The following is a 23,854-nucleotide window of genomic DNA, read 5'->3' as shown; positions in this document are numbered from 1 at the left end:
AAAGGAAACAAACACGTGACTCCCATCGTAAAATCATTCCCGTTCGGCCAACACACTTTTACCTTAGAAACCGGCGTTATCGCCCGTCAGGCAGATGCCGCAGTGCTGGCCAGCCTGGGTGATACCTCAGTTTTAGTAACGGTAGTGGGTAAGAGAGAGCCTAAACCAGGCCAGGATTTCTTCCCGTTAACGGTAAATTACCAAGAAAAAATGTATGCCGCCGGCCGGATCCCAGGTGGTTTCTTTAAACGTGAAGGTCGTCCAAGTGAAGGTGAAACCTTAACATCACGTTTAATCGACCGTCCAATTCGTCCGCTGTTCCCGGAAGGCTTCATCAATGAAGTACAGGTTATTGCAACAGTTGTTTCAGTACAGCCTGAAATTCAGCCGGACATCGTAGCGTTAATCGGTGCTTCTGCCGCCCTGGCGTTGTCAGGTATTCCGTTTGCCGGCCCTATCGGTGCGGCCCGTGTTGGTTATATCAATAATCAATACGTACTGAACCCGTCAGAAGAAGAGCTGAAAAGTTCTAAGTTAGACTTAGTGGTAGCCGGTACGGCCAGTGCAGTATTAATGGTTGAATCAGAAGCCGGTATTCTGTCTGAAGACGTGATGTTGGGCGCAGTAATGTATGGCCATGAGCAAATGCAAACGGCGATCAATGCTATCAACGAGTTTGCTGCTGAAGGCGCTAAGCCAAAGTGGAACTGGCAAGCACCGGCGAAAAACCTGCCGTTAATTGAAAAAATTGACGGTTTGGCCCGCGCTCAGTTAGGCGAAGCTTACCAAATCACTGAAAAGGCCAAGCGCTACGAGCGTATCGGCGAAATCAAAGCTGCTTTAGTAGAAAAACTGACTGCTGAGTTGGCCGAAGGCGAAGCGCTGAACAAAAACGAAGTGGGCGAAATTTTCCACGAGTTGGAATCTAAAGTAGTTCGTGGCCGTATCACTAAAGGTGAACCGCGTATCGATGGCCGTGACCCGGAAATGATCCGTGGTTTAAGCGTTATGACCGGCGTATTACCACGTACTCACGGTTCAGCCCTGTTTACCCGCGGCGAAACGCAAGCATTAGTTACGGCGACTTTGGGTACGGCGCGTGATGCACAAAACATCGACGATTTATTAAGCGCCAAAACCGACACTTTTATGTTGCACTACAACTTCCCGCCGTACTGTGTGGGCGAAACCGGCATGGTTGGTTCACCTAAGCGTCGCGAAATCGGCCACGGCCGTTTAGCTAAGCGCGGTGTATTAGCGGTAATGCCAGAGTTCAATGACTTCCCGTACACGGTACGAATTGTGTCAGAAATCACTGAATCTAACGGTTCAAGCTCTATGGCATCAGTATGTGGCTCGTCTTTAGCTCTGATGGACGCCGGCGTACCCATTAAAGCCTCTGTAGCCGGTATTGCTATGGGTCTGGTAAAGGAAGGCGATGACTTCGTTGTACTGTCAGATATTTTAGGTGATGAAGATCACTTAGGCGATATGGACTTTAAAGTAGCTGGTACTACCGATGGTATTACGGCACTGCAAATGGACATTAAGATCGACGGTATTACCAAAGAAATTATGCAAATTGCGCTGAAGCAAGCTAAAGCCGCCCGTTTGCATATTCTAAATGTAATGGACCAGGCGATCAGCGGTCACCGCGAAGAGATGTCTGAATACGCCCCGCGTATATACACTATGAAGATTAACCCGGAGAAAATCCGTGAAGTAATCGGTAAAGGCGGCGCAGTTATTCGTCAGATCACTGAAGAATCCGGAACCACTATCGAGCTGGAAGACGACGGCAGCATTAAAATTGCCGCCACTACCGCTAAAGCTGCTCAAATTGCAATCGACAAGATCAACGCCATTACGGCAGAGATTGAAGTTGGCGCTATTTATGAGGGTGAAGTTGTCCGTATCGTTGATTTCGGTGCCTTCGTAAACGTACTGCCGGGTAAAGATGGTCTGGTGCATATTTCACAGATCTCTGATGAGCGAGTGAATAATGTGTCCGAACACCTTACTCTGGGTCAGAAAGTTTCAGTTAAGGTATTAGAAGTCGACAAGCAAGGCCGGGTGCGCTTAAGTATTAAAGAAGCAACCGTAAAACCTGCTGCAGAGTCTGCGAATGCTGAAACCAATGCCTGATAGGCTGTTACGTCGCGCAGCGCCTTTGGCGCTGCTGGCGCTGTTAATCGGTGGCTGTGCTTCACAGCCATCGGCTACGGCGGGCTGGCTGACGCCAGAGCCATTGGCTGTGTCCTACCGTACCGAGCTGGCGATCGCCAGGCTAACTGAAATCTTACATCGTGCGGAATTATCAGAAGAGCAATCAGCTCAGCTGTATTATGACCGTGGCGTAATGTATGACAGTGTGGGTTTACGCACTTTGGCTCGGCTGGATTTTTTACGCGCTTTACGTTTAAAACCAGATATGGCCGATGCCTATAACTTTGTCGGTATTCACCATACGGTGAATGGCGAATTTGCTGCTGCCTACGAAGCGTTCGACTCGGCGTTAGAATTAGCTCCAGAGCACGAGTTTGCTTTTCTTAATCGCGGTATAGCGTTGTATTATGCTGGCAAGAGCGAGCTGGCTATTGGCGATTTTGAACAGTTTTTGGCGTTAAAGCCAACCGACGCCTATCGAGTGATTTGGTTATATTTAGCCCAAAGCGAGTTGTCAACAGAGCTAGCTCAGCAGCAATTGCAGCAACACTTGGCCCAGTTAGATCCTGCAGAATGGTCGAGTAATATTGTCAACTTTCTTGCCGGGAATATCACCGAGCAGGCACTGCTAAATTCTGTAGTGCAAGACATGTCCAGCCAGCAGTTACTGGCAGAGCGGTTGTGTGAAGTGTATTTTTACCTGGCAAAGTGGCATGAGCGGCAGCAACAACCTGAGCAGGCGCTAAGTTATTATAAGCAGGTGTTGGCGACAAATGTGTTTGAGTTTGTTGAGCATCGCTACGCGCGATTAGAAATGGCGCGTTTACGCGGTGACGTTACCTCAACAGAGCAATATGACGAGCCGTAATTACCGCTATCTCCCTAATATTAAAAGCCGGCTTGCTGGCTTTTTTGCATTTATATTACTTAGCGCTTGCCAACCAGCGGGTGAGTCAGAAGCGGGGCTGATAAAGCTCGCGCAAACAGATGCGGTAGCAGCGAGTCAGCTAGCCAGCATGCGTCTGGCTAATACTGAGTATGATGCGGCGTTGTACTGGTTCCGTCAGGCGGCATTGTTGGGTGATAGTCAGGCATTGGCGCATGCATTGCAGCTACAGCAGCGCCAACAGGGGCGCTTGGCCACCGCGCAGTGGCTACAGCAGCAATTAGCTGCCGGTGATATTAGCGCATCGACTGTTAGCCTTACACAGCGTGCAGAGTTAGGTTTGTGGCCCGACAAGCCATTCAAGCAAGAGCCGGGTTATCAGCATGCGCAGGGTTGCAAGCTGACTTTGCAGCCTGTTGCCAGTCAGCAGGGCGGTGTAACGCGCTGGTTAGAGTTGCAACAACAATGGCAAAACGATAAGCAGCTGGCCCAATTACCGGTATGCTTCTTACCCCTGGCAACAGTAAACAGCACAGTATTGGCGTGTACGGAACAAAGCGATACGTTGCTACAGTGTCAATACCAGATGCTGGATAGTCTGGTCGCGCAGGGTACTTTTAGTCAGTTAGTGGTTATAGCCGGGCGCGGTAAAGCCAGCTATAACAATGGCATCTTGCAATTGCCTGACAATGCCAGCCTGGCACTGTTACGGCATGAGTTTATGCATGTACTGGGCTTTATTGATGAGTATGAGCTGTCTTATGCCGCTGCGCAGCAGTTATGCCAACCCGGTCATATCTACCCCAATGTCATTATTGGCGAGGATAGTCGACGTTATAAACAGCGATGGGCATTAGCAGGTGACGCTATTAGCCTCACTGCAGTAGACACCTGCCAGCAAACAGCGCAGCAAGCCTATAGAATAAGCCATGACAATAATCTGATGCGGTCATATGAACTGGCTCTTCCGCCTATATACGTTGCATTAGCACAGCAGATCTTGCAACAACCTGAACGGTTGATGCCGGTGCAATATTACTTTGCTTATCTGGCCCGGCAGCAACAAAACTGGTCGCAGTGGCAGCGTCATATGCAGCTGGCGGCTGACTGGGGCTATATTGATGCCAGCAAGGCGCTGGCACTAGGTGGAGATAGCGCTAGTGCTCGCTAAGCTCAGACAGCTCGCGGCTTAATAGCTCCGCATCGCCAAGGTTTAATTCAAGTAAGCGGCGCAAGTGCGACACGCTATCGATGTCAATTTTGTCACAGCGCAAACCTACCAAGCTATCTGAGGTGTGTACCACACTGACCTGCATTTCCAGTTCCAGCGGAAAATCGTTTAGCTGAATACGCAATTGCATTTGTTTTGGTAGCGTCGGCGGCCAATCAGCGGGCTTTCTGATTAAAGCACCTTGCAATGATAAATCCAGCACTTCGGTAGAACAGCTGTGGCTGTTCATTTCTACATGGGCTTTACCTTTAAAGCTGACCCGGCTAAATCGTCTGTTTTCCATTGCGTCCCCCAGAATATTGTAAGAAGCATAGCGCCTTTTGCCGGAAATAACAGCAGGCAAATACTGTTGTTCCGGCGCAAAGGCCGGTTAATTTAACACTATCCTTCAGCTAATATCCTCACCGGCGGCCTGACGGTCGGCATGGTAGCTTGAGCGCACAAAAGGGCCGCTGGCGACGTGTTTAAAGCCTAGCTCGTAGGCGATGCGTTTAATCTCGTCGAACTCGGCCGGTGGCATATAACGTTTTACCGGCAAGTGGTGCTTACTTGGTTGCAGGTACTGGCCGACGGTCAGCATATCGACGTCATGCGCGCGTAAGTCTTTTAACACCTCAATCAGCTCTTCGGTGGTTTCACCCAGACCGACCATTAAACCCGATTTGGTGGCTACTTCCGGGTGTGCCGCTTTATAGCGTTGTAACAGTTGTAGTGACCATTTATAGTCGGCGCCTGGCCGTGCCAGTTTGTACAGGCGTGGTGCGGTTTCCAGGTTATGGTTAAACACGTCTGGTGGTGTTTGTGTCAGAATATCCAACGCCGTATCCATGCGACCACGGAAGTCTGGTACCAGCACTTCAATTTTTATGCTGGGGTTATGCTTGCGAATTTCGCTGATGCAATCAGCAAAATGTTGCGCACCGCCGTCGCGTAAATCGTCACGGTCAACCGAGGTGATCACTACATATTTTAACTTCATATCACGAATCGTCAGAGCCAGCTTTTCTGGTTCTTCTGCGCTTGGTGGCAAAGGCCGGCCGTGGGCGACATCACAAAACGGGCAGCGTCTGGTACAAATAGCGCCCAAAATCATAAAGGTGGCAGTGCCGTGATTAAAGCATTCAGTCAGGTTAGGGCAAGCGGCTTCTTCGCATACCGAGTGCAGGCCATGCTTGCGCAGCGCGCCTTTTATCTGGTCAATGCGCTCAGAGCTTTTTGGCAGTTTAATTTTCAACCACTCTGGCTTACGCAGCATTTGTTCCGGCTCAGTCGGCAATACTTTAACCGGAATTAACGCCATTTTCTCTGCGTCACGCAATTTAACGCCAGGTTCCATACGTGCAGTTTTAGTCATTTTGCCAATCTAACCCTGTAGTGTGTTGCAGTGTCGCGGCATTCAATTGCTGCGAAAAACACTGCACTATTCGTTTTTTGGCCTCGACAATAGTCTGCGGGCCGCCTAAATCTTTACATTGAACCATTTGCATACCGGCATAACCACAGGGGTTAATACGCGAAAACGGGCTTAAATCCATATCTACATTTAGTGCCAGGCCATGAAAGGTGCAACCTTTGCGTACCCGCAGCCCCAAAGACGCGATTTTGGCGCCATCAACATAAACACCCGGCGCATCGGGTTTGGCGTAAGCGTTAATGCCGTAGGGGCTTAGCAATTGGATTAATACCTGCTCCAGCATGGTGACCAGTTGGCGCACGCCCAGATTGCGGCGTTTTAAATCCAGCAGTACATACACCATCAGCTGGCCCGGGCCATGATAGGTTACCTGGCCACCACGATCGACCTTTACCACTGGAATGTCGCCCGGAAACAACAGGTGCTCTTCCTTGCCGGCTTGACCTTGGGTAAATACCGGTTGGTGCTCCAGCAACCACAGTTGATCTGGTGTGCTGTCGTTGCGCTGATCGGTAAATTGCTGCATAGCGTGCCATACACTGGTGTAATCCTGTGTGGCTAGCTCGCGAATTATCAAGCGTTGCGTAATAGCCGGAGTCTGTTCGCTGTCCTGGTTTGAAACGCTGTGCATTATACCGCCCTTTACACTGAATACGAATGGCTAAGCTGGTGGTACTACCTCAGAGTACGTAACGCACCAGCTCAATTTTGCCAAGCTCGGTGTACAGCAGTTCAATATGTTGCTTGCTGGTCACGGTAACACTCACTGAAACCGCATGGTAATTACCTTTACTGCTGGGCTTCACCGCGGGACTATAGTCGCCGGCATCGCTATGTTGGCGTACTACCGCCATAACCTGATCAACCAGGGCGTCATGCGCCAGACCAAGCACTTTAAAACTAAACTGGCATGGGAATTCCAGATATTCATCGAATTTGGTATTTTTTACTTCAGTTGCCATCTCGATCTCACTATTACACTGCAGGCTGTACCTGGTTAAACTGGGCTAATTGTAACAAAAAGTCCCGGCCAATACCGGGACTACGTTATTAAAATGCATTAACGGGGCAGATTAAAGAAACTGCATCTTAATATAGTCAATCATTCGGCTAAAAAAGCCGCCCTCAGCGACATCTTCCAATGCCACTAGTGGGTAAGTTGCTATGTCTTCACCGTTAAGTTTCAAATACACATTACCAACTTGTTGGCCCTTAGTAATGGGGGCGATGAGTTGCTGATCCAAGGTGAAATCAGCTTGCAGGTTTTTGCGCTGTCCACGTGGGATGGTAACTTGCACTGACTGCAAGATACCTAACAGAACGTTTTCTTTTTCACCTTGCCAAATGCGTTGCTCAGCAAACTGCTCTCCGGCCGGATAGGGCGCAAGGGTTTCAAAGAAACGAAAGCCATAAGTTAACAGTTTTTTGTTTTCTGTTTGTCGCGCCCTTTCGCTGTTAGTGCCCATCACGACGGAAATCAGGCGCATGCCATCACGGGTTGCAGAGGTAATTAAACTAAATCCTGCTTCATCAGTATGGCCAGTTTTAATGCCGTCGACTTCAAGGCTGCGGTCCCATAATAAGGAGTTGCGGTTGTATTGCTTGATATTGTTATAGCTGAATTCTTTTTCGGCATACAGCGCGTACTCTTCTGGCACATCACGGATCAGAGCCGCTGATAAAATAGCCATATCGCGCGGTGTGGAATAGTTTTCTGCACTAGGTAAGCCATGGCTGTTACCAAACCGGCTACTGTGCATACCCAGGCGTTGAGCGTGAGCATTCATCAGATCGACGAATGCACTTTCACTGCCGGCAATATGTTCTGCCATGGCAACACAGGCATCGTTACCGGACTGAATAATAATACCTTTATTTAAGTCAGCGACTGATACCTTAGTGCCCACCTCAATGAACATAAGCGAAGACCCCGGAAAGTTTTTTGCCCAGGCATTTTCGCTAATGGTTACCATGTCTGCGTTGGTAATATTGCCGTTTTTTAGCTCAGTACCGATAACATAACTGGTCATCATTTTGGTTAAGCTGGCAGGCGCCAGCGACATATCTGCATTTTGCTCTGCGATAACTTTGCCGGTGTCAAAATCGACTAGAATATGACCCTTGGCAGCAACTTCTGGCGGTTGTGGGGTCACAGTTTGCGCAACGGCAGATAAACTAATGCTGGCAAAGGACACGGCGGCGACGGCAAAAATATGACAATAACTATTCATGAGACCTGTTCTTTTAATCGTTATAGTGAGTTTGATGTCAGCTACACTGACGGCTATCAAAAAAATACGCATCCGGGAAAGGCCCGGCCTTTAATTGTTGCAGCCACTGCTGCGCTTGTTGCTTACTGGCAGTAGGACCGACCAATAAGCGAAAAATTCCGCTGCCGGGCTGAATTTCACTAGGTAGCGCCCGTTCACTGTGCAATTGTCGCTGCAGTTGGTTCAGTCTTTGGCTATCAGTACTGGCTAAAACCTGAATAAAACAGCTGACATTGCCTGTCGCGGCGTACATCGCCGGCGATTGTAACAGTTCGAGCTGAACTCTCGCTGTACCTTGTTGCAGCATGTCTAATTTATGTGCGGCAGAATAGGATAAATCGATAATACGGTCACGATGAAATGGGCCGCGATCGTTTACCCGCACTATTGCGGTTTTGTTGTTATCCAAATTGGTTACCCGCACATAAGAGGGCAGCGGCAGGGTTTTATGCGCTGCGCTCATGGCAAACATATTATAGGTTTCGCCATTGGACGTCAGATGACCATGGAACTTGTTACCGTACCAGGAGGCAATACCTACTTCCTGATGCAAAGTAGTTTGTACCAACGGTGTGTAATGGTTGCCAAATAACGTATAGGGTTTGTTGCCGCCCGGGCTCAATGGTTCGGCTTGCGGTGCAGGGTCAGTCATTTCGAGTAACGTAGGCAGGCGGGGCGGTATACTATCTTGCTGTTGCTGATAACGGCCGGCATTGGGCCGCGACGTGTTATGCGCGCTCTGTCTGTTACTACAGGCACTCAACACGGTACTGATAACGATTAAGATGATGCAGTGTTTTATCATGGCGCCGCCAACATACGTTTATGAGTACCCACAGACATAATTACACCAAATGCGGCCATTAATGTCACCATTGATGTGCCGCCAAAACTAACTAGGGGTAACGGCACACCCACTACAGGTAACAAGCCGGACACCATACCGATGTTAACAAAGACGTAGACAAAGAATGTTAGGGTAAAACTGCCGGCGACCAGTTTGCTGTAGTTATCTTGGGCCCGGCTGGAGATAATTAAGCAGCGGCCAATAATAAACAGATAAATCGCCAGTAATGCCAAAACCCCCAACATACCGAATTCTTCACTTAACACTGCAAAAATAAAATCGGTATGGCGCTCTGGTAAAAATTCCAGTTGCGACTGGGTGCCTTGCAAATAACCTTTGCCATCAAGACCACCAGAACCAATAGCGATTTTTGATTGAATAATATGATAGCCAGAGCCTAGTGGGTCACTTTCAGGATCTAAAAACGTTAGTACACGCTGGCGTTGATAGTCGCGCATTAAAAATAACCATAGTACCGGTAAAAATGCTGATATTAACCCGGCCACGGCGGCAATAATGCGCCAGCTCATACCGGATAAAAACAACACAAAGACGCCGGCTGTGGCGATTAAAATGGATGTGCCCAGATCTGGCTGTTTGGCAATCAGCAGCGTTGGGATCACGCACATCATAAAGCCCATGATCAGGTGCCATAACCGCGGTGGTAAACTATGCGACGAAATAAACCAGGCTACAGCCATTGGTACGGCTAGTTTCATCACTTCAGATGGTTGGAACTTCATAAAACCCAAATCGAGCCAGCGCTGCGCGCCTTTGCCAACATGCCCCACCAATAATACGGCCACCAGCAAACCAATGCCGACAATAAACAGCGGCAACGACCAGCGTTTTAATGTTTGCGGCTTTATCTGTGCAAACACTATCATAACAGCCAGTGCGACACCCAGGCGGATGATTTGCCGCTCCATCATCTGAATATCCTGGCCGGTAGCACTATACAGTACCATTAAGCCAAAACCGATGAGTGTCAGTAGGCCCAGTAGTAATGGGGTATCAATATGAAACATTTCCAGCCTGCTACTGCGGGCGTTGCCGGTAAACTGATCATTCATCGCGATTTACTCCGGCGGTAAAATAATAGTCCATAATCTGGCGTGCAATAGGCGCGGCATTACTACCGCCGCCGCCGGCATTTTCCAACGCGACCACAATAACAATACTGGGGTTTTCAGCAGGCGCGTAGCCCAGGTACATGGCATTATCCCGCTGGCGTTCATCCAGCGACTCGGCATCATATTTGGCGTCCTGGGCGATACTGACAAGCTGGGCGGTACCGGTTTTGCCGGCTGAACTATAGCTGGCGCCGATAAAAGCTTTATGCGCGGTGCCCTGGATGGTACTTACCGTTTGATGCATGGTATCCATAACCACGGCAAAGCTATTCTCATCAACAACCTGTAGTGCCGGCCTGAGGCTAATGTCGTTCGGCGTAATGGACTCAGTGGTACCAAAGGCGGTAACTAAATGTGGTGTTGCCAACATACCTTTATTCAGCAGCGGTGTGGTGGCCACTGCCAGCTGTAACGGCGTAGTGGTCCAGTAACTCTGGCCGATGCTCAGTGGTACCGTATCACCCGGATACCAGGGTTGGTTGTGACGGGCGCGTTTCCAACCGCGTGAAGGCATATTGGCACTGCTTTCTTCCAGGATGTCGATGCCGGTGCGTTCGCCAAAACCCATTTTCGTCATATAGTCGGCAATGCGGTCTATACCCAGCTTAATCCCCAAATCATAAAAAAACGTATCGCAGCTTTTAATTACCGCAGTGTAAACGTCTACCCAACCATGGCCCCAGCGTAAGTGATCGCGAAAGCGGTGGTCACTATTTGGCAGCAAATAAAATCCGGGATCCCATATTTTACTCTGTGCACTAATTGTTTTGCTTTCCAGTCCCAACAGTGCCAGGTGGGGTTTTATGGTAGACGCGGGTGGATACACCCCCTGAGTAACTCTATTGATCAATGGTTTGTCACGAGAGTTCAACAGCGCATTGTAATTGGCTGAACTAATACCATGCACAAACAAGTTGGGGTCATAGCTTGGATTGCTATAAAATGCCAGTACAGTGCCATCTCGCGGGTCGATGGCAACAATGGCGCCACGCAGTTGTTTCAGAACCTGTTGCGCAGTCAGCTGCAGCCCAACATCCAGCCCAAGGTGGATATCCTGGCCGGATACAGCCGGTACCGAGCGCAGCACCCTAATCGCCCGGCCGCGGTTATTTACCTCTACTTCCTGATACCCCATGGTACCGTGCAGCTGACGCTGATAAAACCGTTCCAGGCCTATTTTACCTATGTCGCGGCTGGCAGCATAATTGGCAGCTTCACCGTCAGCATCCAGTTGTTGCAGTTCGCGGGTATTAATTTTGCCGATGTAACCAATGGCATGGGTAAATAGATCGCCAAACGGATAATTCCGGCTTAACCGAGCTTCAACGGTAACGCCGGGAAAGCGGTACTGGTTGGCAGCAAGGATAGCCACTTCTTTATCGGTTAGTTGTTCTTTTAGCGCTATGCTGTTGAAGCGGCGCTGGGCCTTTACCTGTTGCAAAAAGTCTGTGCGCTGCTCATCGGTTAACTCAATTAATGCTGACAACTCGGTTAGGGTTTGCGGCATATCACTAATTAGCTCGGGTACCAGTTCAAGAGAAAACACCGGCTTGTTCTCGGCCAGTAAGATACCGCTGCGGTCGTAAATTAAACCCCGGTTCGGGGCCAGTGGCACCACTTTAATTCGGTTGCCTTCAGAGCGGGTTTGGTAATCCTGATACAGTACAACTTGCAGCTGGTACTGGTTATAAACAATGACACCAAACATCAGCACAACAAATAGTGCTGCAAACACCGCGCGTTGATTAAACAAGCGGCTTTCGGCAACAAAGTCTTGAATGGCAACGCGCTTTTTTAACATCGTTACTCGCGATGATACGGATGGTTAGTACAGATACTCCATGCCCGGTACAGACTTTCTGCCAGCACAACCCGCACTAACGGGTGCGGTAGTGTTAGGGCAGACAATGACCACTTAGCTTCACTGGCGGCAATACAAGCCGGTGCCAGACCTTCCGGGCCACCAACCAACAGGCAAACATCACGACCATCGCGTTGCCAGTCGGTAAGTTTGCTGGCAAGCGTTGGGCTGCTCCAGTTGTCGCCGGTAACTTCCAGCGTAATAACCTTACTGCCGCGCGGCACCGCCGCCAGCATTTTATCGCCTTCCTGTTCCAAAATACGCTTTATGTCGGCGTTTTTTCCGCGCTTGCCGGCCGGAATTTCAATCAGTTCCAATGGCATATCACGCGGAAAGCGCCGGGCATATTCATCGAAACCGTGTTGGATCCAAGCGGGCATTTTACTGCCAACGGCAATCAGTATTAACTTCATACTGTTTTAGGCGCTCCAGAGCTTTTCCAACTGATAGAAAGTGCGTGATTCGTCTAGCATGACATGCACGACAACATCGTCTAAATCCAGCAAGACCCATTCGCCAGAGCCCTGACCTTCGATACCCAGGGTATTTATGCCGGCTTTCTTCACTTCTGCCGCTACATAATCAGCAATGGATTTGGTATGGCGATTTGATGTGCCGGAGCAGATAATCATAAATTCGGTGACGCTAGACTTGCCTCGCACGTCCAGCGTGACGATGTCACGGCCTTTTAAGTCGTCAATTTTGTCCTGAATAAAACTTACCAGCTCGCTTGTTTGCACCCTTAATCCTCAGCAGTTAAAAAAGCGTTATTTTAGCATAGTTTGGCCGTGGCGATAGCGCTTACGTTTGATAGAGTTGCTGTGTTTGAATATAGTTCAACACCTTTGTCGCCAAACTAGCGTCACAAGGTTGTTTTTGTGCCAGCCGTTGGCGGATTTCACTGGCGCTTAAATCGATCTGTGGGTTGTGCAGTAGCAAAATACCACCGGCAGATTGCTGGCGCATGTCAGCGATATTAGCCATGCCGTAGTGCTGTAGTAATTCGGGTGCATCTCCGCTTAACGCATTGTAGCCCGGGCGTTGACACACCAATAGATGTGCCAGCTGCAAAATGCCTTGCCAGTCTTTCCAGCTGCGAAAGTAGCATAGTGAGTCCATACCGATAATAAAATAAAACTGGCTGTCAGCACTACGTTGATGTAGCTGTTGCAAGCTATCTACGGTATAGGACGGACTGTTTTTTCCAAGCTCGAGCGATTCAAGCTGTAGTTGCGGATAACAGGCGATAGCCTGTTGTACCATGGCAGCGCGATGGACACTGCTAACGCCTGGCGTGGAGCGGTGTGGCGGCAGATGACACGGCATAAGCCGCACTTCATCTAAAGCACAGTGTTGCTGAACAAAATTGGCGCAGGCAATGTGGCCGTTGTGCACCGGGTTAAAGGTGCCGCCAAAGATGCCGATGTGCTTAGTCATGGTAGACTTGCTGCTGCAGTGAAAATGTTTTGCCGACGGGTTTTATCAGCAAGGTAACCAAATGTGCCAGCGCGATATCACTATTATTTAGCGTGCCGCTTTTATACAGCCTATCGAATGCGGCCAGCTCTTGCAGCAGGTAGTCGAGCCAGCCCAATGTTAGCCGTTGCAGCGCGGTTTGATATAGCGGTTGGCGCTTGGGCCAAATTGCCAGCTGTTTAAACACCTCGGCCAGAGGGCGTCCTTGCGGCTCCGCCTGGCGAAGTTGGCGCAGTTGCAATACTTCTTTTTGCAGTTGCCAGGCAATAATTACCGGCTCAGTATCTTGCTGGCACAGACGTTGTAAGCGGTAAAGAGCGGCATCCAGCTGGCCATGCAAGATGGCGTCAACAAGCTGAAATACACTGAAACTTGAGTGATCAGCCAGAAACTCACTTAAGGTGGTTGCGTCCAGTGGTTGTGGCAGGGCGCTTAGGGCTAGCTTTTCCAGCTCCTGACGGGCGGCTAGCAAGTTGCCAGCGCAGTGCTGCTGCAGCAAGGTTAACGCTTCGGTACTTAACTGCAGTTGCAGCTGGCGGGCCCGCTCTTTCAACCATTGCAGGCTTTGGCGTTCGTCCAGCGGGTAAATAGGTACTTGCACGGCCTGGGTTTGCAACTGCTTAAACCACACCAGCTTACTAACGTCGCTATGGCTACGTTCGCCGTGGATCAGCAAGATAATATCGCTATGCAGGTGTGTTGGCAGGGCTTTTAGTTGTTCATTGGCCCCGGCAGACAGTTTTTGCTGCGCCAGCTCAAGCTCAATAAGGCGACGCTCGGCAAACAATGACATGGCTTGCAGCTCATTGCTAAGCTCATTCCAGTCAAACTGGGCATCTGCCGTTAAACTGATGCGCTCAGCATAACCCTGTTGCTTTGCGGCTTGGCGCAGAGCGTCTATTGCTTCGAGCTTTTGCAGCGGCTCTTCACCAAAAATAAGGTAGCAGGGTGCCAATTGCCCGGCTAAATGTTGCCCCAGCTGATTGGCATAAAACTTCTGCATGGCTGGCCTAGTGCAGCCGAGCTAGCTGGCGTAGGATGCGGTTGGCCGCTTGCTGGCGCAGTTCGCCCAGCATTAAATCAAGCTCTTTCGCTTTTGCCAGAGCCCGGTTTGGGTCGTCCTGATAATCGCGAAACAGTTCAAACTGATATTGTTGCGGCTCGCCATCAGGCATCGTCAGGGCATAACGTACTTTATAAATCAGTTCATACTCGGCAACCTGGCCGTTGGGGAATAAGGTCAGGTTGCGCCGTTCCAACGAGTCATCAATAAGCTGCAACATGGGTGTGGTTTGCTGGTAGCTATCGAGCAATTGCACTTTGTTGTGCTTTAAGCGGGCAGCGACCAGGGCTGCCAGCTCTGAGTGCCGCTCGCTTTGAATATACATCGCCGGAAAGTGGCTTAGCGGTAAATCGCCACGCAGATGAAAACCGCAACTGCTAAGCAGCAAACTGCTTAGCAAGGCAAGCCACACACTGGCGCGCAGCATATTAGCCTACCACCAGGTTTAGCAATTTGCCCGGAACGTAGATCACTTTGCGTAACGATACGCCTTCAAGATGGCGACTGACGTTATCGTCGGTTTTGGCCGCTGCAAGCACCGTATCCTGGTCAGCATCAGCTGCAACAGTCACCTTGCCGCGCACTTTGCCGTTTACTTGCACCACGACTAATTTCTCATCTTCTACCATAGCTGCGGCGTCAAATTGTGGCCACGCTGTTTGTTCAATACCGCTGCTCTGGCCCAGTTGTGACCATAAGTATTGCGCTACATGCGGTGTAATAGGATTTAGCATTTGCAACAGCGCCAACACCGCTTCTTGCATCACTGCCCGGTCTAATTCGGTAGCCAGGCTGGCTTTTTGCAGTTTATTGCTCAGCTCCATAATGGCGGCAATAGCAGTGTTAAAGGTGTAACGCCGGCCAATGTCGTCTGATACTTTAGCAATGGTCTTATGTAACTCGCGGCGCAGGGTTTTTTGCTCGTTATTAAGCAAAGTGATGTCCAGCGAGCCTACACTGCCACTGGCGGCGAAATCGTTCACCAAAGTATAAATACGTTTGATAAAGCGATGAGCCCCTTCAACAGCAGAATCTGACCATTCCAGTGTCTGCTCTGGTGGTGCGGTAAACATCATAAATAAGCGCACGGTATCGGCACCGTACAACTCGATTACTTTTTGCGGGTCGATGCCGTTGTTCTTTGATTTTGACATCTTGCTCATGCCAGAGGCGACTACTGGCTGGCCGTCGCTATCTAGCACGGCACTAATAATACGGCCTTTGTCATCGCGTTGCACTGTGACATCCGCGGGTGAAAACCACACTTTACCGCCATTTTCAGTCTCACGGTAGAAGGTTTCAGCCAGTACCATACCCTGACACAATAAGCGTTTAAAGGGCTCATCAGATTGCACTAAACCGACATCGCGCAGCAGTTTGTGAAAAAAGCGGCTGTATAGCAGGTGTAAAATGGCGTGTTCAATACCGCCAATATATTGATCAACTGGCAGCCAGTAGTTGGCTTTAGCTGGGTCCAGCATGGCTTTGTCGTAATCCGGGCTGCAATAGCGGGCATAGTACCAGCTTGACTCCATAAAGGTGTCAAAGGTGTCTGTTTCGTGAAAGGCCTCGGCACCGTTGTAGGTGGTTTTTGCCCAATTGGGGTCGGCTTTAATGGGCGATATTACGCCATCCATCACCACGTCTTCCGGCAAGCGCACCGGTAGCTGGTCTTCCGGCACCGGCACCTGGCTACCATCGGCCAGGTTTAGCATTGGAATAGGCGTGCCCCAGTAACGTTGACGTGATACGCCCCAGTCGCGCAGGCGGTAATTTACTTTTACCTCGCCGCGGCCTATTGCTGCCAGTTTGGCCGCAATAGCGCTAAACGCAGCGTCAAAATCTAAACCGTCAAATTCAGCTGAGTTTACTAATACGCCTTTTTCGGTATAAGCCGCTTGCTCAAGCGTAACTGCACTGCCGTCAGCGGCGCTAACGACCTGCTTGATTGGCAAACTGTACTTGGTTGCGAATTCATAATCACGCTGGTCATGGCCCGGAACCGCCATTACTGCACCTGAACCATAATCCATCAATACAAAGTTAGCTACCCACACCGGTACCCGGTCGCCGGTTAACGGGTGTACTGCATAAATACCAGTCGCGCAGCCTTTTTTCTCCATGGTGGCTAGCTCAGCCTCAGCCATTTTGCCGCCTTTGCAGTCTTCAATAAAGGCTGCCAGTTCAGCATTAGTTATGGCCGCTTGTTGTGCCAGCGGATGTTGGGCTGCCACAGCGACGTAAGTTACACCGTATAAGGTATCTGGCCTGGTAGTATATACGCTTAGGCTTTGTTCAGAGTCGGCGATATCAAAGCGGATATCGACCCCCTCAGAGCGGCCAATCCAGTTTTTTTGCATGGTCTTAACTTGTTCTGGCCAGCCATCTAACTGATCCAGGTCAGCCAGCAGCTCTTCGGCATAAGCGGTAATTTTAATAAACCACTGCGCCAACTCGCGTTGTTCTACCAAGGCGCCTGAACGCCAGCCACGGCCGTCGATAACTTGTTCGTTAGCCAGCACACACTGATCGACTGGGTCCCAGTTTACCGTGGCCATTTTTTTGTACACCAGGCCTTTTTCATACAGCTTGGTGAAAAACCATTGCTCCCAGCGGTAATACTCTGGTTTACAGGTGGCGACTTCACGGCTCCAATCGTAGCCAAAGCCCAAACGCTTTAACTGGTTTTTCATGTAGTCGATGTTTTCGTAAGTCCATTTAGCTGGCGCCGTTTTGTGGTTTATTGCGGCGTTTTCAGCTGGTAAACCAAAGGCATCCCAGCCCATAGGTTGCATGACATTTTTGCCCTGCATGCGCTGAAAGCGGCTGACTACATCGCCAATGGTGTAGTTGCGAACATGGCCCATATGCAAGCGTCCGCTAGGATAAGGAAACATCGACAAGCAGTAGAATTTCTCTTTGCTGGCGTCTTCCGTCACCTTAAAAGCGTTAGTTTGTTCCCATTGCTGCTGCAGCGCCGTTTCAATCTGCTGCGGGTTGTATTGTTCTTGCATTAAGGTCTTCCGAAAAAGGGGTTAGTTCAGCTGCCGGTTAGGTGGCAAAAAAGTGGCTATAGCATACCGCAGAGGCGTTTTGACAACAACCAGCAGCGCATTGTCTATACTGGTTTTACACCTAAGGAGGCGCTATGGCAGATTTTGTGAAGAAGTATCAACAGTGGCTGCAGGATTTTAACCACAGTCTGGAACAATCTGAGCGGCGACAACTGGACAATATGGTCAGTTTTGTAGAGCATTTAAAAGCCTATGTTAAAGCCGGCAAAGAGCTTAGCGCTTACGAAACGACGTTGTTTATGGAAACTCTGAAACGGCAATGGCAGGATAACCAGATACAGCAAGAGCAGGCCGATGATAGCAGTGCGCCGTCGCTATGGCCGGAAGCGTTGTGGCAAGAACTCAGCAATATTACCGACAAAAGCCAGCTGGAGTGGCAGGAATTGGCGCAGGATTTTAAACATCAAGGCGTTTATTACCAAGGCGAAATTGTTGGCATGGGCCGCTATCGCTGCAGCAAGTGCTTGCAGCATATCGACTATACCCATCCCGCTGAGTTGCTGGCATGCAGCCATTGCGGTGCGGTGCAGTTTTTTCGCGAAGGCTTGCCGGTTTAGCGGCATTTCAGCGTTAAAATCACCGTTACGCGGTTGTTACGGCTGGCGCTTTTTTGTTACACTGCCCCGCCGTTTACCGCGCTTGCTTTGCGCCTGGCTTAACACATCTACTAATACTGCACTGTGTTATACCACTAAGGTTGCATAGTATTTGCTGTTTCAGGCGTTATGCTATCGGCTAGATTTTGCCAGCAAAGCAGCCTCAATTGTCGATTAACCTGCAATGTTTTACGAGCATGAGATACCTTATGACAACTAAAGTACTGGCTTGCATAGATGCTTCGCTGTATGCCGAAGCAGTGTGTGATTATGCGGTGTGGTCTGCAAATAAGCTTGATGTGGAGCTGTCTTTGTTGCATGTGCTGGACAAGGCGCAGCACACACATACCCCCGATTTAAGTGGCAGTATCGGCTTAGGCTCGCAAGAGTTGTTGTTACAGCAACTGGCCGAGCTGGACGAAAAACACAGCAAGTTGGCATTGCAACGTGGTCGCAGCATTTTAACTGCCGCCAAAGCCCGTGCTGAGCAAGCCGGTGTTAAAGCAGTAGACGAACGTTTGCGCCATGGTTCGTTGGTTGACAGTCTGACTGAATTGGAGCCAGAGTGCCGTTTGATGGTGTTGGGCAAGCGCGGTTTTAGTAGTGCTGATGCCCATGGGCATATGGGGCTGCATGTGGAACGGGTTATTCGTAGCTTAAACAAACCCATACTGCTGACTCAACAGCGTTACACTGAACCCAAACGTATCATGCTGGCATTTGATGGCAGCGCTACCGCGATTAAAAGTGTACAAATGCTCGCAGCCAGCCCATTAGGTCAAGGTTTACCGGTACATTTGGTCATGGCTGCTGCTGAAACTGAGCAAACTCAACAGCAGATACAGCAGGCAGCAGACATTTTACGTAGTGCCGGTTTTGATACTAAAACCGCTATTGTCGCTGGCGAGCCAGAGGCGGTGCTGAACCAGTATCAGCAAGAACAGGTTATTGACCTGATGGTGATGGGGGCTTATGGCCACTCGCGCATCAGGCAGTTTATTGTTGGCAGCACCACCACTGCCATGATCTGCAAGGCGAAATGCTCACTGCTGATCCTACGTTAAACCCGAAGCCCGGCCAGTCGCCGGGTTTTTTCTACCCGTAACGTTAACCAGGAACTGTTGTTACTTATTATGCAAAAGCAAAAACTATTATTTTGGCCAGCCCTGCTGCTGAGCCTGTTTGCACCGGCGGCGTCTGCCGCAGTGGGTGCGGTAGATTTAACCGCCAGTATCACTGGTTTCGTCGCCATCGGTATTTTTGTGCTGGCTTATGCGCTGGTAATGGCTGAAGAAAAAATTCATTTACGCAAGTCAAAACCTGTGTTGGTGGCCGCGGGCATTATCTGGGCGTTAATTGGTTGGCAGTACGTCCAGGCTGGCCACCCGGCAGAGTCTGAAGCTGCGTTTCGCCATACGTTGCTCGAATTTGCCGAGCTGATGCTGTTTTTGCTGGTGGCCATGACGTATATCAATGCGTTGGAAGAGCGCAGGTTATTTGATGTGCTACGCAGTTGGTTGGTGCGTAAAGGCTTTAGCTATCGCCAGCTGTTCTGGATCACGGGGGTATTATCATTTTTTATTTCACCCATCGCCGATAACTTAACCACCGCTTTGTTAATGTGTGCAGTGGTAATGAAAGTAGCCGAGGGCGATAAAAAGTTCATTAACCTGTGCTGTATTAACATTGTGGTCGCCGCTAATGCTGGCGGTGCTTTTAGCCCCTTCGGTGATATTACTACGCTTATGGTGTGGCAGGCCGGCTTGCTGAATTTTGCCGAGTTTTTAGTGTTGTTTGTGCCCGCGGTAGTAAATTATCTGGTTCCGGCAGTACTCATGAGCGTATTTGTTGAAAAGCGTAAACCGGCCGCACTTGAGGATGATATTGAATTGAAGCGTGGGGCGCTGCGCATTTTAACGCTGTTTTTATTAACCATTGCCACGGCGGTAGCGTTTCATACCGTGCTGCACCTGCCACCGGTACTTGGCATGATGACAGGTCTGGGCTACCTGCAATTTTTTGGTTATTTTTTACAACTCTCGCTGCCGGGGTCTTTGGCGCGCAAGCGCGCTATGGCAGAACGTGACGGAGATATGGAACGCATTAAAGCCTTGGGCCAGGTGGTGCCTTTTGATGTATTTAGCCGGGTTTCGCGGGCAGAGTGGGACACGTTATTATTCTTCTACGGTGTGGTGATGTGCGTGGGTGGTTTGGGCTTTATGGGGTATCTGGCGATGATGTCTGATCTGCTGTACACCCAGTGGGATGCAACCTGGGCCAATGTGGCGCTGGGGCTTATTTCTGCGGTAATCGACAACATTCCGGTGATGTTTGCCGTCCTCACCATGCAACCTGAAATGTCGCACGGCCATTGGTTGTTAATCACCTTAACTGCCGGCGTTGGTGGTAGCTTGTTGTCGATAGGCTCGGCTGCCGGTGTCGCGTTAATGGGGCAGGCTCGCGGCTATTATACCTTTGCCGGCCACTTAAAATGGGCACCCGCCATATTGCTGGGCTATATCGCCAGCATTTTAGTGCACTTATGGCTGAATAAAGCCAGTTTTAGTGTTTTTGGCGTAAGCTGAGCAATTATTCTAACTAAGTTTGCTTTATACTAAGCGCCCGGCATTCGCCGGGCTCTATTCGTTATAACCTGAGGGTCAAACCGTGAAGCTGTTTTTGCTGTGCCTGTTGCTGTGTGCGGGGTATTCTCCGGCGGCCTTAGCCGCAACCGGAAGCCTGAATTTAACGTTGTCGCCTGTGGGTGTTGCCTCCCTTGTGCTGTTTATCCTGGCTTATTTGCTGGTGATGGCAGAAGAAAAAATTCATCTGCGTAAGTCCAAGCCAGTGCTGGTCGCTGCCGGTGTTATCTGGGCATTAATCGCCTGGCGCTACATGCAGGACGGCATCCCGGGCGTTACGGCTGAAGCGTTTCGCCATACCTTGCTTGAATTTGCCGAGTTAATGCTGTTTTTACTGGTAGCGATGACCTACATTAGTGCGCTGGAAGAGCGGCGCCTGTTTGATGCACTGCGCGCCTGGATGATCCGCCGCGGTTTTAGCTATCGTACCCTGTTTTGGATCAGCGGCATTCTGGCCTTTATTATTTCCTCTTTTGCCAACAATATGACCACCGCCATGCTGATGTGCGCGGTAGTAATGAAAGTGGCTGAGGGCGATAAGCGCTTTATTAACCTGATGTGTGTCAATATTGTGGTGGCCGCCAATGCTGGCGGTGCTTTTATCCCGTTTGGCGACATCACCACGCTAATGGTGTGGCAAGCCGGTATTATTACCTTTAATGAATTCTTTACCTTATTTATCCCCGCGCTGGTTAACTACCTGGTGCCGGCTATTATTATGAGCCTGTTTGTTGAGCGCAGGTATCCGGCGGCGTTGCAGGAAGATGTTGAGTTAAAGCGCGGTGCGCTGCGCATTTTAACCTTGTTTTTAGCCACCATCGCGCTAGCAGTGTTGTACCACTCCTGGCTGGATCTGCCACCGGTACTGGGTATGATGACCGGCCTCGGATTGCTGCAGTTCTTCGGCTTTTTCCTGCGTAAAACTTTGCCAGGCTCACTGGCGCGTAAGCGGGCGATGGCCGAGCGTGAGGGTGATATCGAGAGGGTGCGGGCCTTGGGGCAAATTGTGCCGTTTGATGTATTTAACCGGATTGCCCGCGCCGAATGGGATACCTTATTGTTCTTCTACGGCGTGGTAATGTGTGTTGGTGGCCTGGGTTATATTGGCTATCTGGAAATGTTATCCAGCAGTTTATACGGTGGCGGGAATCCTACTATAGCCAACGTTGTATTAGGCTTAATGTCATCTGTGGTGGATAACATTCCGGTAATGTTTGCGGTATTAACCATGCAACCGGATATGTCACATGGCCAGTGGTTGCTAATTACGTTAACCGCCGGTGTCGGCGGCAGTTTATTGTCTATTGGCTCGGCGGCGGGTGTCGCGTTAATGGGCCAGGCGCGCGGGTATTATACCTTTGTTGGCCACTTAAAATGGGCGCCGGTCATACTGTTGGGCTATGCAGCCAGTGTGGTGACGCATTTGTATTTGAATGCCGAGTTGTTTCTGATTTTCGGCAGCCCGTCAGGGCATTAACGCGGTCGTTGTAAAGGATAAGTTATGTCAAAAAAAGTCTATTGTATCGCCCAGTTTTTGCCCAAGCCGGGCAAGGCTGACGAGTTGTTTAAAGTGCTGCAAAGCTTAGAGCCAAACAGCAACCGCGAAGATGGCTGCCTGCAATATACCGTTACCCGGCAAATAGCCAGCCCCTTTGCTGAGGGCAAAAGCTTCCCGATTGCTTTTAACGAAATATGGGCCGACTTGCCAAGCTTTGAAGCGCACTGCCAGCGCGGCGAAATAAAGCACTTCTTTGAAACCTACTGTTTAGCAGAAGACGGCCTGGCTGCAGACTGGAATGTATGTATTTACAGCGACGAACCTGCCAATTTTGACGCGCCAAAATTTGCGTCATAGCTTCAATGAAAAACCTGCGACTGCAGGTTTTTACTTTGTCTAAAACCGCTTTTATCCGTGAATAACATAATTAATGCGACTTTTTAAAGCTGCGGTATTTACTACTGAATCACCAAAATCCAAATAATCTTTTTCTGTTAATTGATAACCATCGTTCTCATGGCTTGTTATAAACATTAGCATTGAATCGACATATCCATTCAATTTAATGCCAAATTGAAGTGCATATCTTCCATGTATTGACTTGGTTATTCCAATCTGATGGATTTTTGACACTTCAGTAATAAAACCCAGTGTAAACTCAACTCTGCTTTTCGTATCATCAAGTTGGGCGTAAATTTCGTTAAAGCGCTTATACATGTCAGAGTATTCTTTCATAGTTTGCTTTGGCGCAAACTCAACCTTCTTTAAGTCTTGCAAGCAACTCGGGTTGCCTTTTAAAAAGTCTGGCATCGCAGCATCAGTTGGCGACAATAACTTATCGGCCGGCCAATGTGAGCAACTCAGTTGTTGTTTTACCTGTGGCTGGTGCATTGGGCTAGGTAAATTTTCCTCTGCGTACAGAGTGTTAACCCCGCCACCCATCCCTAAGCTTATGATTAATAATGCTCGAATCATTTCGTGTTTCCCTTATTTATTTCTTACTTTTCAAAAAGAGGATCAGCGCGTTTTTTGTACTTTCCAACACTGTTGGTTAAATATTGGTAAATACGTGGTGTGGTGCTGGAAGATTGGGCGTGGAACCAAATTTGGAGTGATATGCAGCAAAAAGTCGCAGCAAATCTGCGGTGGCGTTAAGGTGGCAGTAACTTTTCTGGATAGTGCTGCCAGAGTTGATACCTAAAACGTAACGTTGAGGGCCTGATCCAATTGTTAATAATGAGGAGTTTTACAGTATGGACAACAAAGAGTATGCCGGTTTTTGGATCAGATGTGGCGCCGTATTAATTGATATGGTGGTCATGTTTATCGTGTTTATTTTGCCGCTAAGTATCATTTATGGTGAAGATTATTGGACTGGCAGCAAGATGATTTATGGTTTTTGGGATGTTATGTTGAATTACATTATGCCTTTAATCGCCACGATATGGTTTTGGTTACGCTTTCTCGGTACACCTGGGAAAATGGCGACAAAACTAAAAATAGTTGACGCGACAACGGGCAATAAAATGCGTCTTGGCCAGGCTATCGGCCGGTATTTTGCCTATATTGTGTCAACGCTGCCGTTGGGGCTTGGGTTTATTTGGATTGGCATTGATAAACGCAAGCAGGGTTGGCACGACAAATTAGCTGGTACAGTGGTGCTTCGTCACAAAAGCGAAGAATGAGTGCTGAGGGCA

The 23,854-nt window shown here is 49.4% G+C and carries 24 protein-coding genes; 9 read left to right on the top strand and 15 right to left on the bottom strand.

The window, feature by feature from the left end:
- Nucleotides 1-15 precede the first annotated feature (15 nt).
- Genes pnp through I4W93_RS15220 form a run of 3 tightly spaced genes read left to right on the top strand, consistent with a single transcriptional unit; the run spans nucleotide 16 to nucleotide 4,223 of the window.
- Nucleotides 16-2,145, top strand: a complete 2,130-nt coding sequence (pnp, locus tag I4W93_RS15230; RefSeq protein ID WP_205312418.1) for a polyribonucleotide nucleotidyltransferase — start codon at nucleotides 16-18, stop codon at nucleotides 2,143-2,145.
- Entirely contained in the window at nucleotides 2,126-3,034 is a 909-nt protein-coding gene (nlpI, locus tag I4W93_RS15225; protein WP_205312417.1) for a lipoprotein NlpI, read from the top strand. Before pnp ends, nlpI begins: the two co-directional genes overlap by 20 nt.
- Nucleotides 3,021-4,223 (top strand): hypothetical protein, encoded by a 1,203-nt coding sequence (locus tag I4W93_RS15220; RefSeq protein ID WP_205312416.1) that lies wholly within the window; start codon nucleotides 3,021-3,023, stop codon nucleotides 4,221-4,223. Before nlpI ends, I4W93_RS15220 begins: the two co-directional genes overlap by 14 nt.
- Here the strand turns inward: I4W93_RS15220 and I4W93_RS15215 are convergent.
- The 14 genes from I4W93_RS15215 to leuS form a co-directional block, all read right to left on the bottom strand.
- Entirely contained in the window at nucleotides 4,210-4,566 is a 357-nt protein-coding gene (locus I4W93_RS15215) for a PilZ domain-containing protein (RefSeq protein WP_205312415.1), read from the bottom strand. The genes I4W93_RS15220 and I4W93_RS15215 overlap by 14 nt on opposite strands.
- A 105-nt stretch (nucleotides 4,567-4,671) precedes the next feature.
- Nucleotides 4,672-5,637 carry a lipoyl synthase gene (gene lipA, locus I4W93_RS15210; protein WP_205312414.1) on the bottom strand — a complete coding sequence of 322 codons (966 nt, stop codon included), beginning with the start codon at nucleotides 5,635-5,637 and terminating at the stop codon, nucleotides 4,672-4,674.
- A complete protein-coding gene (gene lipB, locus I4W93_RS15205) occupies nucleotides 5,630-6,328 on the bottom strand; it encodes a lipoyl(octanoyl) transferase LipB (RefSeq protein ID WP_205312413.1) in 699 nt (232 codons plus the stop codon). Before lipB ends, lipA begins: the two co-directional genes overlap by 8 nt.
- Nucleotides 6,329-6,377: 49 nt before the next feature.
- Nucleotides 6,378-6,659 carry a DUF493 family protein YbeD gene (gene ybeD, locus I4W93_RS15200; protein WP_205312412.1) on the bottom strand — a complete coding sequence of 94 codons (282 nt, stop codon included), beginning with the start codon at nucleotides 6,657-6,659 and terminating at the stop codon, nucleotides 6,378-6,380.
- Nucleotides 6,660-6,770: 111 nt separating this feature from the next.
- Nucleotides 6,771-7,928, bottom strand: a complete 1,158-nt coding sequence (locus I4W93_RS15195) for a serine hydrolase (protein ID WP_205312411.1) — start codon at nucleotides 7,926-7,928, stop codon at nucleotides 6,771-6,773.
- Between the two features lie 37 nt (nucleotides 7,929-7,965).
- Nucleotides 7,966-8,772: a septal ring lytic transglycosylase RlpA family protein gene (locus I4W93_RS15190; RefSeq protein ID WP_205312410.1), complete on the bottom strand. Its 807-nt coding sequence runs from the start codon at nucleotides 8,770-8,772 to the stop codon at nucleotides 7,966-7,968.
- The gene (gene rodA / locus I4W93_RS15185) at nucleotides 8,769-9,887 is read right to left on the bottom strand and encodes a rod shape-determining protein RodA (RefSeq protein WP_205312409.1); all 1,119 of its coding nucleotides are present in this window, start codon (nucleotides 9,885-9,887) and stop codon (nucleotides 8,769-8,771) included. The genes I4W93_RS15190 and rodA overlap by 4 nt, the downstream gene beginning before the upstream one ends.
- Nucleotides 9,880-11,748 (bottom strand): penicillin-binding protein 2, encoded by a 1,869-nt coding sequence (gene mrdA, locus I4W93_RS15180; RefSeq protein WP_205312408.1) that lies wholly within the window; start codon nucleotides 11,746-11,748, stop codon nucleotides 9,880-9,882. Before mrdA ends, rodA begins: the two co-directional genes overlap by 8 nt.
- A 2-nt stretch (nucleotides 11,749-11,750) precedes the next feature.
- Nucleotides 11,751-12,221, bottom strand: coding sequence for a 23S rRNA (pseudouridine(1915)-N(3))-methyltransferase RlmH (gene rlmH / locus I4W93_RS15175; RefSeq protein WP_205312407.1), 471 nt, complete (start codon nucleotides 12,219-12,221; stop codon nucleotides 11,751-11,753).
- A gap of 6 nt (nucleotides 12,222-12,227) precedes the next feature.
- Nucleotides 12,228-12,533 carry a ribosome silencing factor gene (rsfS, locus tag I4W93_RS15170; RefSeq protein ID WP_245217588.1) on the bottom strand — a complete coding sequence of 102 codons (306 nt, stop codon included), beginning with the start codon at nucleotides 12,531-12,533 and terminating at the stop codon, nucleotides 12,228-12,230.
- A 76-nt stretch (nucleotides 12,534-12,609) separates the two neighbouring features.
- Nucleotides 12,610-13,245 (bottom strand): nicotinate-nucleotide adenylyltransferase, encoded by a 636-nt coding sequence (gene nadD / locus I4W93_RS15165; RefSeq protein WP_205312405.1) that lies wholly within the window; start codon nucleotides 13,243-13,245, stop codon nucleotides 12,610-12,612.
- Nucleotides 13,238-14,287 carry a DNA polymerase III subunit delta gene (gene holA / locus I4W93_RS15160; protein ID WP_205312404.1) on the bottom strand — a complete coding sequence of 350 codons (1,050 nt, stop codon included), beginning with the start codon at nucleotides 14,285-14,287 and terminating at the stop codon, nucleotides 13,238-13,240. Before holA ends, nadD begins: the two co-directional genes overlap by 8 nt.
- A gap of 7 nt (nucleotides 14,288-14,294) precedes the next feature.
- Complete coding sequence (locus I4W93_RS15155; protein ID WP_205312403.1) at nucleotides 14,295-14,774, bottom strand: LPS-assembly lipoprotein LptE; 480 nt, start codon at nucleotides 14,772-14,774, stop codon at nucleotides 14,295-14,297.
- A 1-nt stretch (nucleotide 14,775) separates the two neighbouring features.
- Nucleotides 14,776-17,361: a leucine--tRNA ligase gene (leuS, locus tag I4W93_RS15150; protein ID WP_205312402.1), complete on the bottom strand. Its 2,586-nt coding sequence runs from the start codon at nucleotides 17,359-17,361 to the stop codon at nucleotides 14,776-14,778.
- Between the two features lie 134 nt (nucleotides 17,362-17,495).
- On the opposite strand from leuS, the gene I4W93_RS15145 reads away from it, so the two are divergent.
- The 5 genes from I4W93_RS15145 to I4W93_RS15125 all read left to right on the top strand — a co-directional run bounded on the left by I4W93_RS15145 (nucleotide 17,496) and on the right by I4W93_RS15125 (nucleotide 22,514).
- On the top strand, nucleotides 17,496-17,978 hold the full coding sequence (locus tag I4W93_RS15145; protein ID WP_205312401.1) for a zinc ribbon-containing protein: 483 nt from the start codon (nucleotides 17,496-17,498) through the stop codon (nucleotides 17,976-17,978).
- Between the two features lie 248 nt (nucleotides 17,979-18,226).
- Nucleotides 18,227-19,081 (top strand): universal stress protein, encoded by an 855-nt coding sequence (locus tag I4W93_RS15140; protein WP_205312400.1) that lies wholly within the window; start codon nucleotides 18,227-18,229, stop codon nucleotides 19,079-19,081.
- Nucleotides 19,082-19,150: 69 nt separating this feature from the next.
- Nucleotides 19,151-20,602 carry a sodium:proton antiporter NhaD gene (nhaD, locus tag I4W93_RS15135; RefSeq protein ID WP_205312399.1) on the top strand — a complete coding sequence of 484 codons (1,452 nt, stop codon included), beginning with the start codon at nucleotides 19,151-19,153 and terminating at the stop codon, nucleotides 20,600-20,602.
- A gap of 82 nt (nucleotides 20,603-20,684) precedes the next feature.
- Nucleotides 20,685-22,136 carry a sodium:proton antiporter NhaD gene (gene nhaD / locus I4W93_RS15130; protein ID WP_224673480.1) on the top strand — a complete coding sequence of 484 codons (1,452 nt, stop codon included), beginning with the start codon at nucleotides 20,685-20,687 and terminating at the stop codon, nucleotides 22,134-22,136.
- Nucleotides 22,137-22,160: 24 nt separating this feature from the next.
- Nucleotides 22,161-22,514, top strand: coding sequence for a putative quinol monooxygenase (locus I4W93_RS15125; RefSeq protein ID WP_205312398.1), 354 nt, complete (start codon nucleotides 22,161-22,163; stop codon nucleotides 22,512-22,514).
- A 51-nt stretch (nucleotides 22,515-22,565) separates the two neighbouring features.
- Here the strand turns inward: I4W93_RS15125 and I4W93_RS15120 are convergent, their stop codons facing one another.
- Complete coding sequence (locus I4W93_RS15120; protein ID WP_205312397.1) at nucleotides 22,566-23,132, bottom strand: hypothetical protein; 567 nt, start codon at nucleotides 23,130-23,132, stop codon at nucleotides 22,566-22,568.
- Nucleotides 23,133-23,410: 278 nt separating this feature from the next.
- Here I4W93_RS15120 and I4W93_RS15115 point away from each other — a divergent pair, with 278 nt between their 5' ends.
- The gene (locus I4W93_RS15115) at nucleotides 23,411-23,842 is read left to right on the top strand and encodes an RDD family protein (RefSeq protein WP_205312396.1); all 432 of its coding nucleotides are present in this window, start codon (nucleotides 23,411-23,413) and stop codon (nucleotides 23,840-23,842) included.
- Nucleotides 23,843-23,854: the final 12 nt, after the last annotated feature.

The sequence above is a fragment of the Rheinheimera maricola genome, from assembly GCF_016918075.2.
In the GTDB taxonomy this organism is placed as follows: domain Bacteria; phylum Pseudomonadota; class Gammaproteobacteria; order Enterobacterales; family Alteromonadaceae; genus Alishewanella; species Alishewanella maricola_A.
The sequence above is the reverse complement of the archived record's forward strand: the minus strand, read 5'-3'. Positions and strand labels throughout refer to the sequence as shown.

What these genes read in the sequence shown, in the direction of transcription:
- I4W93_RS15140 (WP_205312400.1), top strand. Translation starts at nt 18,227, where the DNA reads ATGACAACTAAAGTACTGGCTTGCATAGATGCTTCGCTGTATGCCGAA.
- nhaD (WP_205312399.1), top strand. Translation starts at nt 19,151, where the DNA reads ATGCAAAAGCAAAAACTATTATTTTGGCCAGCCCTGCTGCTGAGCCTG.
- I4W93_RS15115 (WP_205312396.1), top strand. Translation starts at nt 23,411, where the DNA reads ATGGACAACAAAGAGTATGCCGGTTTTTGGATCAGATGTGGCGCCGTA.
- rlmH (WP_205312407.1), bottom strand. Translation starts at nt 12,221, where the DNA reads ATGAAGTTAATACTGATTGCCGTTGGCAGTAAAATGCCCGCTTGGATC.
- ybeD (WP_205312412.1), bottom strand. Translation starts at nt 6,659, where the DNA reads ATGGCAACTGAAGTAAAAAATACCAAATTCGATGAATATCTGGAATTC.
- lipA (WP_205312414.1), bottom strand. Translation starts at nt 5,637, where the DNA reads ATGACTAAAACTGCACGTATGGAACCTGGCGTTAAATTGCGTGACGCA.
- I4W93_RS15215 (WP_205312415.1), bottom strand. Translation starts at nt 4,566, where the DNA reads ATGGAAAACAGACGATTTAGCCGGGTCAGCTTTAAAGGTAAAGCCCAT.
- I4W93_RS15145 (WP_205312401.1), top strand. Translation starts at nt 17,496, where the DNA reads ATGGCAGATTTTGTGAAGAAGTATCAACAGTGGCTGCAGGATTTTAAC.
- nlpI (WP_205312417.1), top strand. Translation starts at nt 2,126, where the DNA reads ATGCTGAAACCAATGCCTGATAGGCTGTTACGTCGCGCAGCGCCTTTG.
- I4W93_RS15220 (WP_205312416.1), top strand. Translation starts at nt 3,021, where the DNA reads ATGACGAGCCGTAATTACCGCTATCTCCCTAATATTAAAAGCCGGCTT.
- lipB (WP_205312413.1), bottom strand. Translation starts at nt 6,328, where the DNA reads ATGCACAGCGTTTCAAACCAGGACAGCGAACAGACTCCGGCTATTACG.
- rodA (WP_205312409.1), bottom strand. Translation starts at nt 9,887, where the DNA reads ATGAATGATCAGTTTACCGGCAACGCCCGCAGTAGCAGGCTGGAAATG.
- I4W93_RS15195 (WP_205312411.1), bottom strand. Translation starts at nt 7,928, where the DNA reads ATGAATAGTTATTGTCATATTTTTGCCGTCGCCGCCGTGTCCTTTGCC.
- leuS (WP_205312402.1), bottom strand. Translation starts at nt 17,361, where the DNA reads ATGCAAGAACAATACAACCCGCAGCAGATTGAAACGGCGCTGCAGCAG.
- holA (WP_205312404.1), bottom strand. Translation starts at nt 14,287, where the DNA reads ATGCAGAAGTTTTATGCCAATCAGCTGGGGCAACATTTAGCCGGGCAA.
- I4W93_RS15190 (WP_205312410.1), bottom strand. Translation starts at nt 8,772, where the DNA reads ATGATAAAACACTGCATCATCTTAATCGTTATCAGTACCGTGTTGAGT.
- I4W93_RS15120 (WP_205312397.1), bottom strand. Translation starts at nt 23,132, where the DNA reads ATGATTCGAGCATTATTAATCATAAGCTTAGGGATGGGTGGCGGGGTT.
- I4W93_RS15155 (WP_205312403.1), bottom strand. Translation starts at nt 14,774, where the DNA reads ATGCTGCGCGCCAGTGTGTGGCTTGCCTTGCTAAGCAGTTTGCTGCTT.
- I4W93_RS15125 (WP_205312398.1), top strand. Translation starts at nt 22,161, where the DNA reads ATGTCAAAAAAAGTCTATTGTATCGCCCAGTTTTTGCCCAAGCCGGGC.
- mrdA (WP_205312408.1), bottom strand. Translation starts at nt 11,748, where the DNA reads ATGTTAAAAAAGCGCGTTGCCATTCAAGACTTTGTTGCCGAAAGCCGC.
- nadD (WP_205312405.1), bottom strand. Translation starts at nt 13,245, where the DNA reads ATGACTAAGCACATCGGCATCTTTGGCGGCACCTTTAACCCGGTGCAC.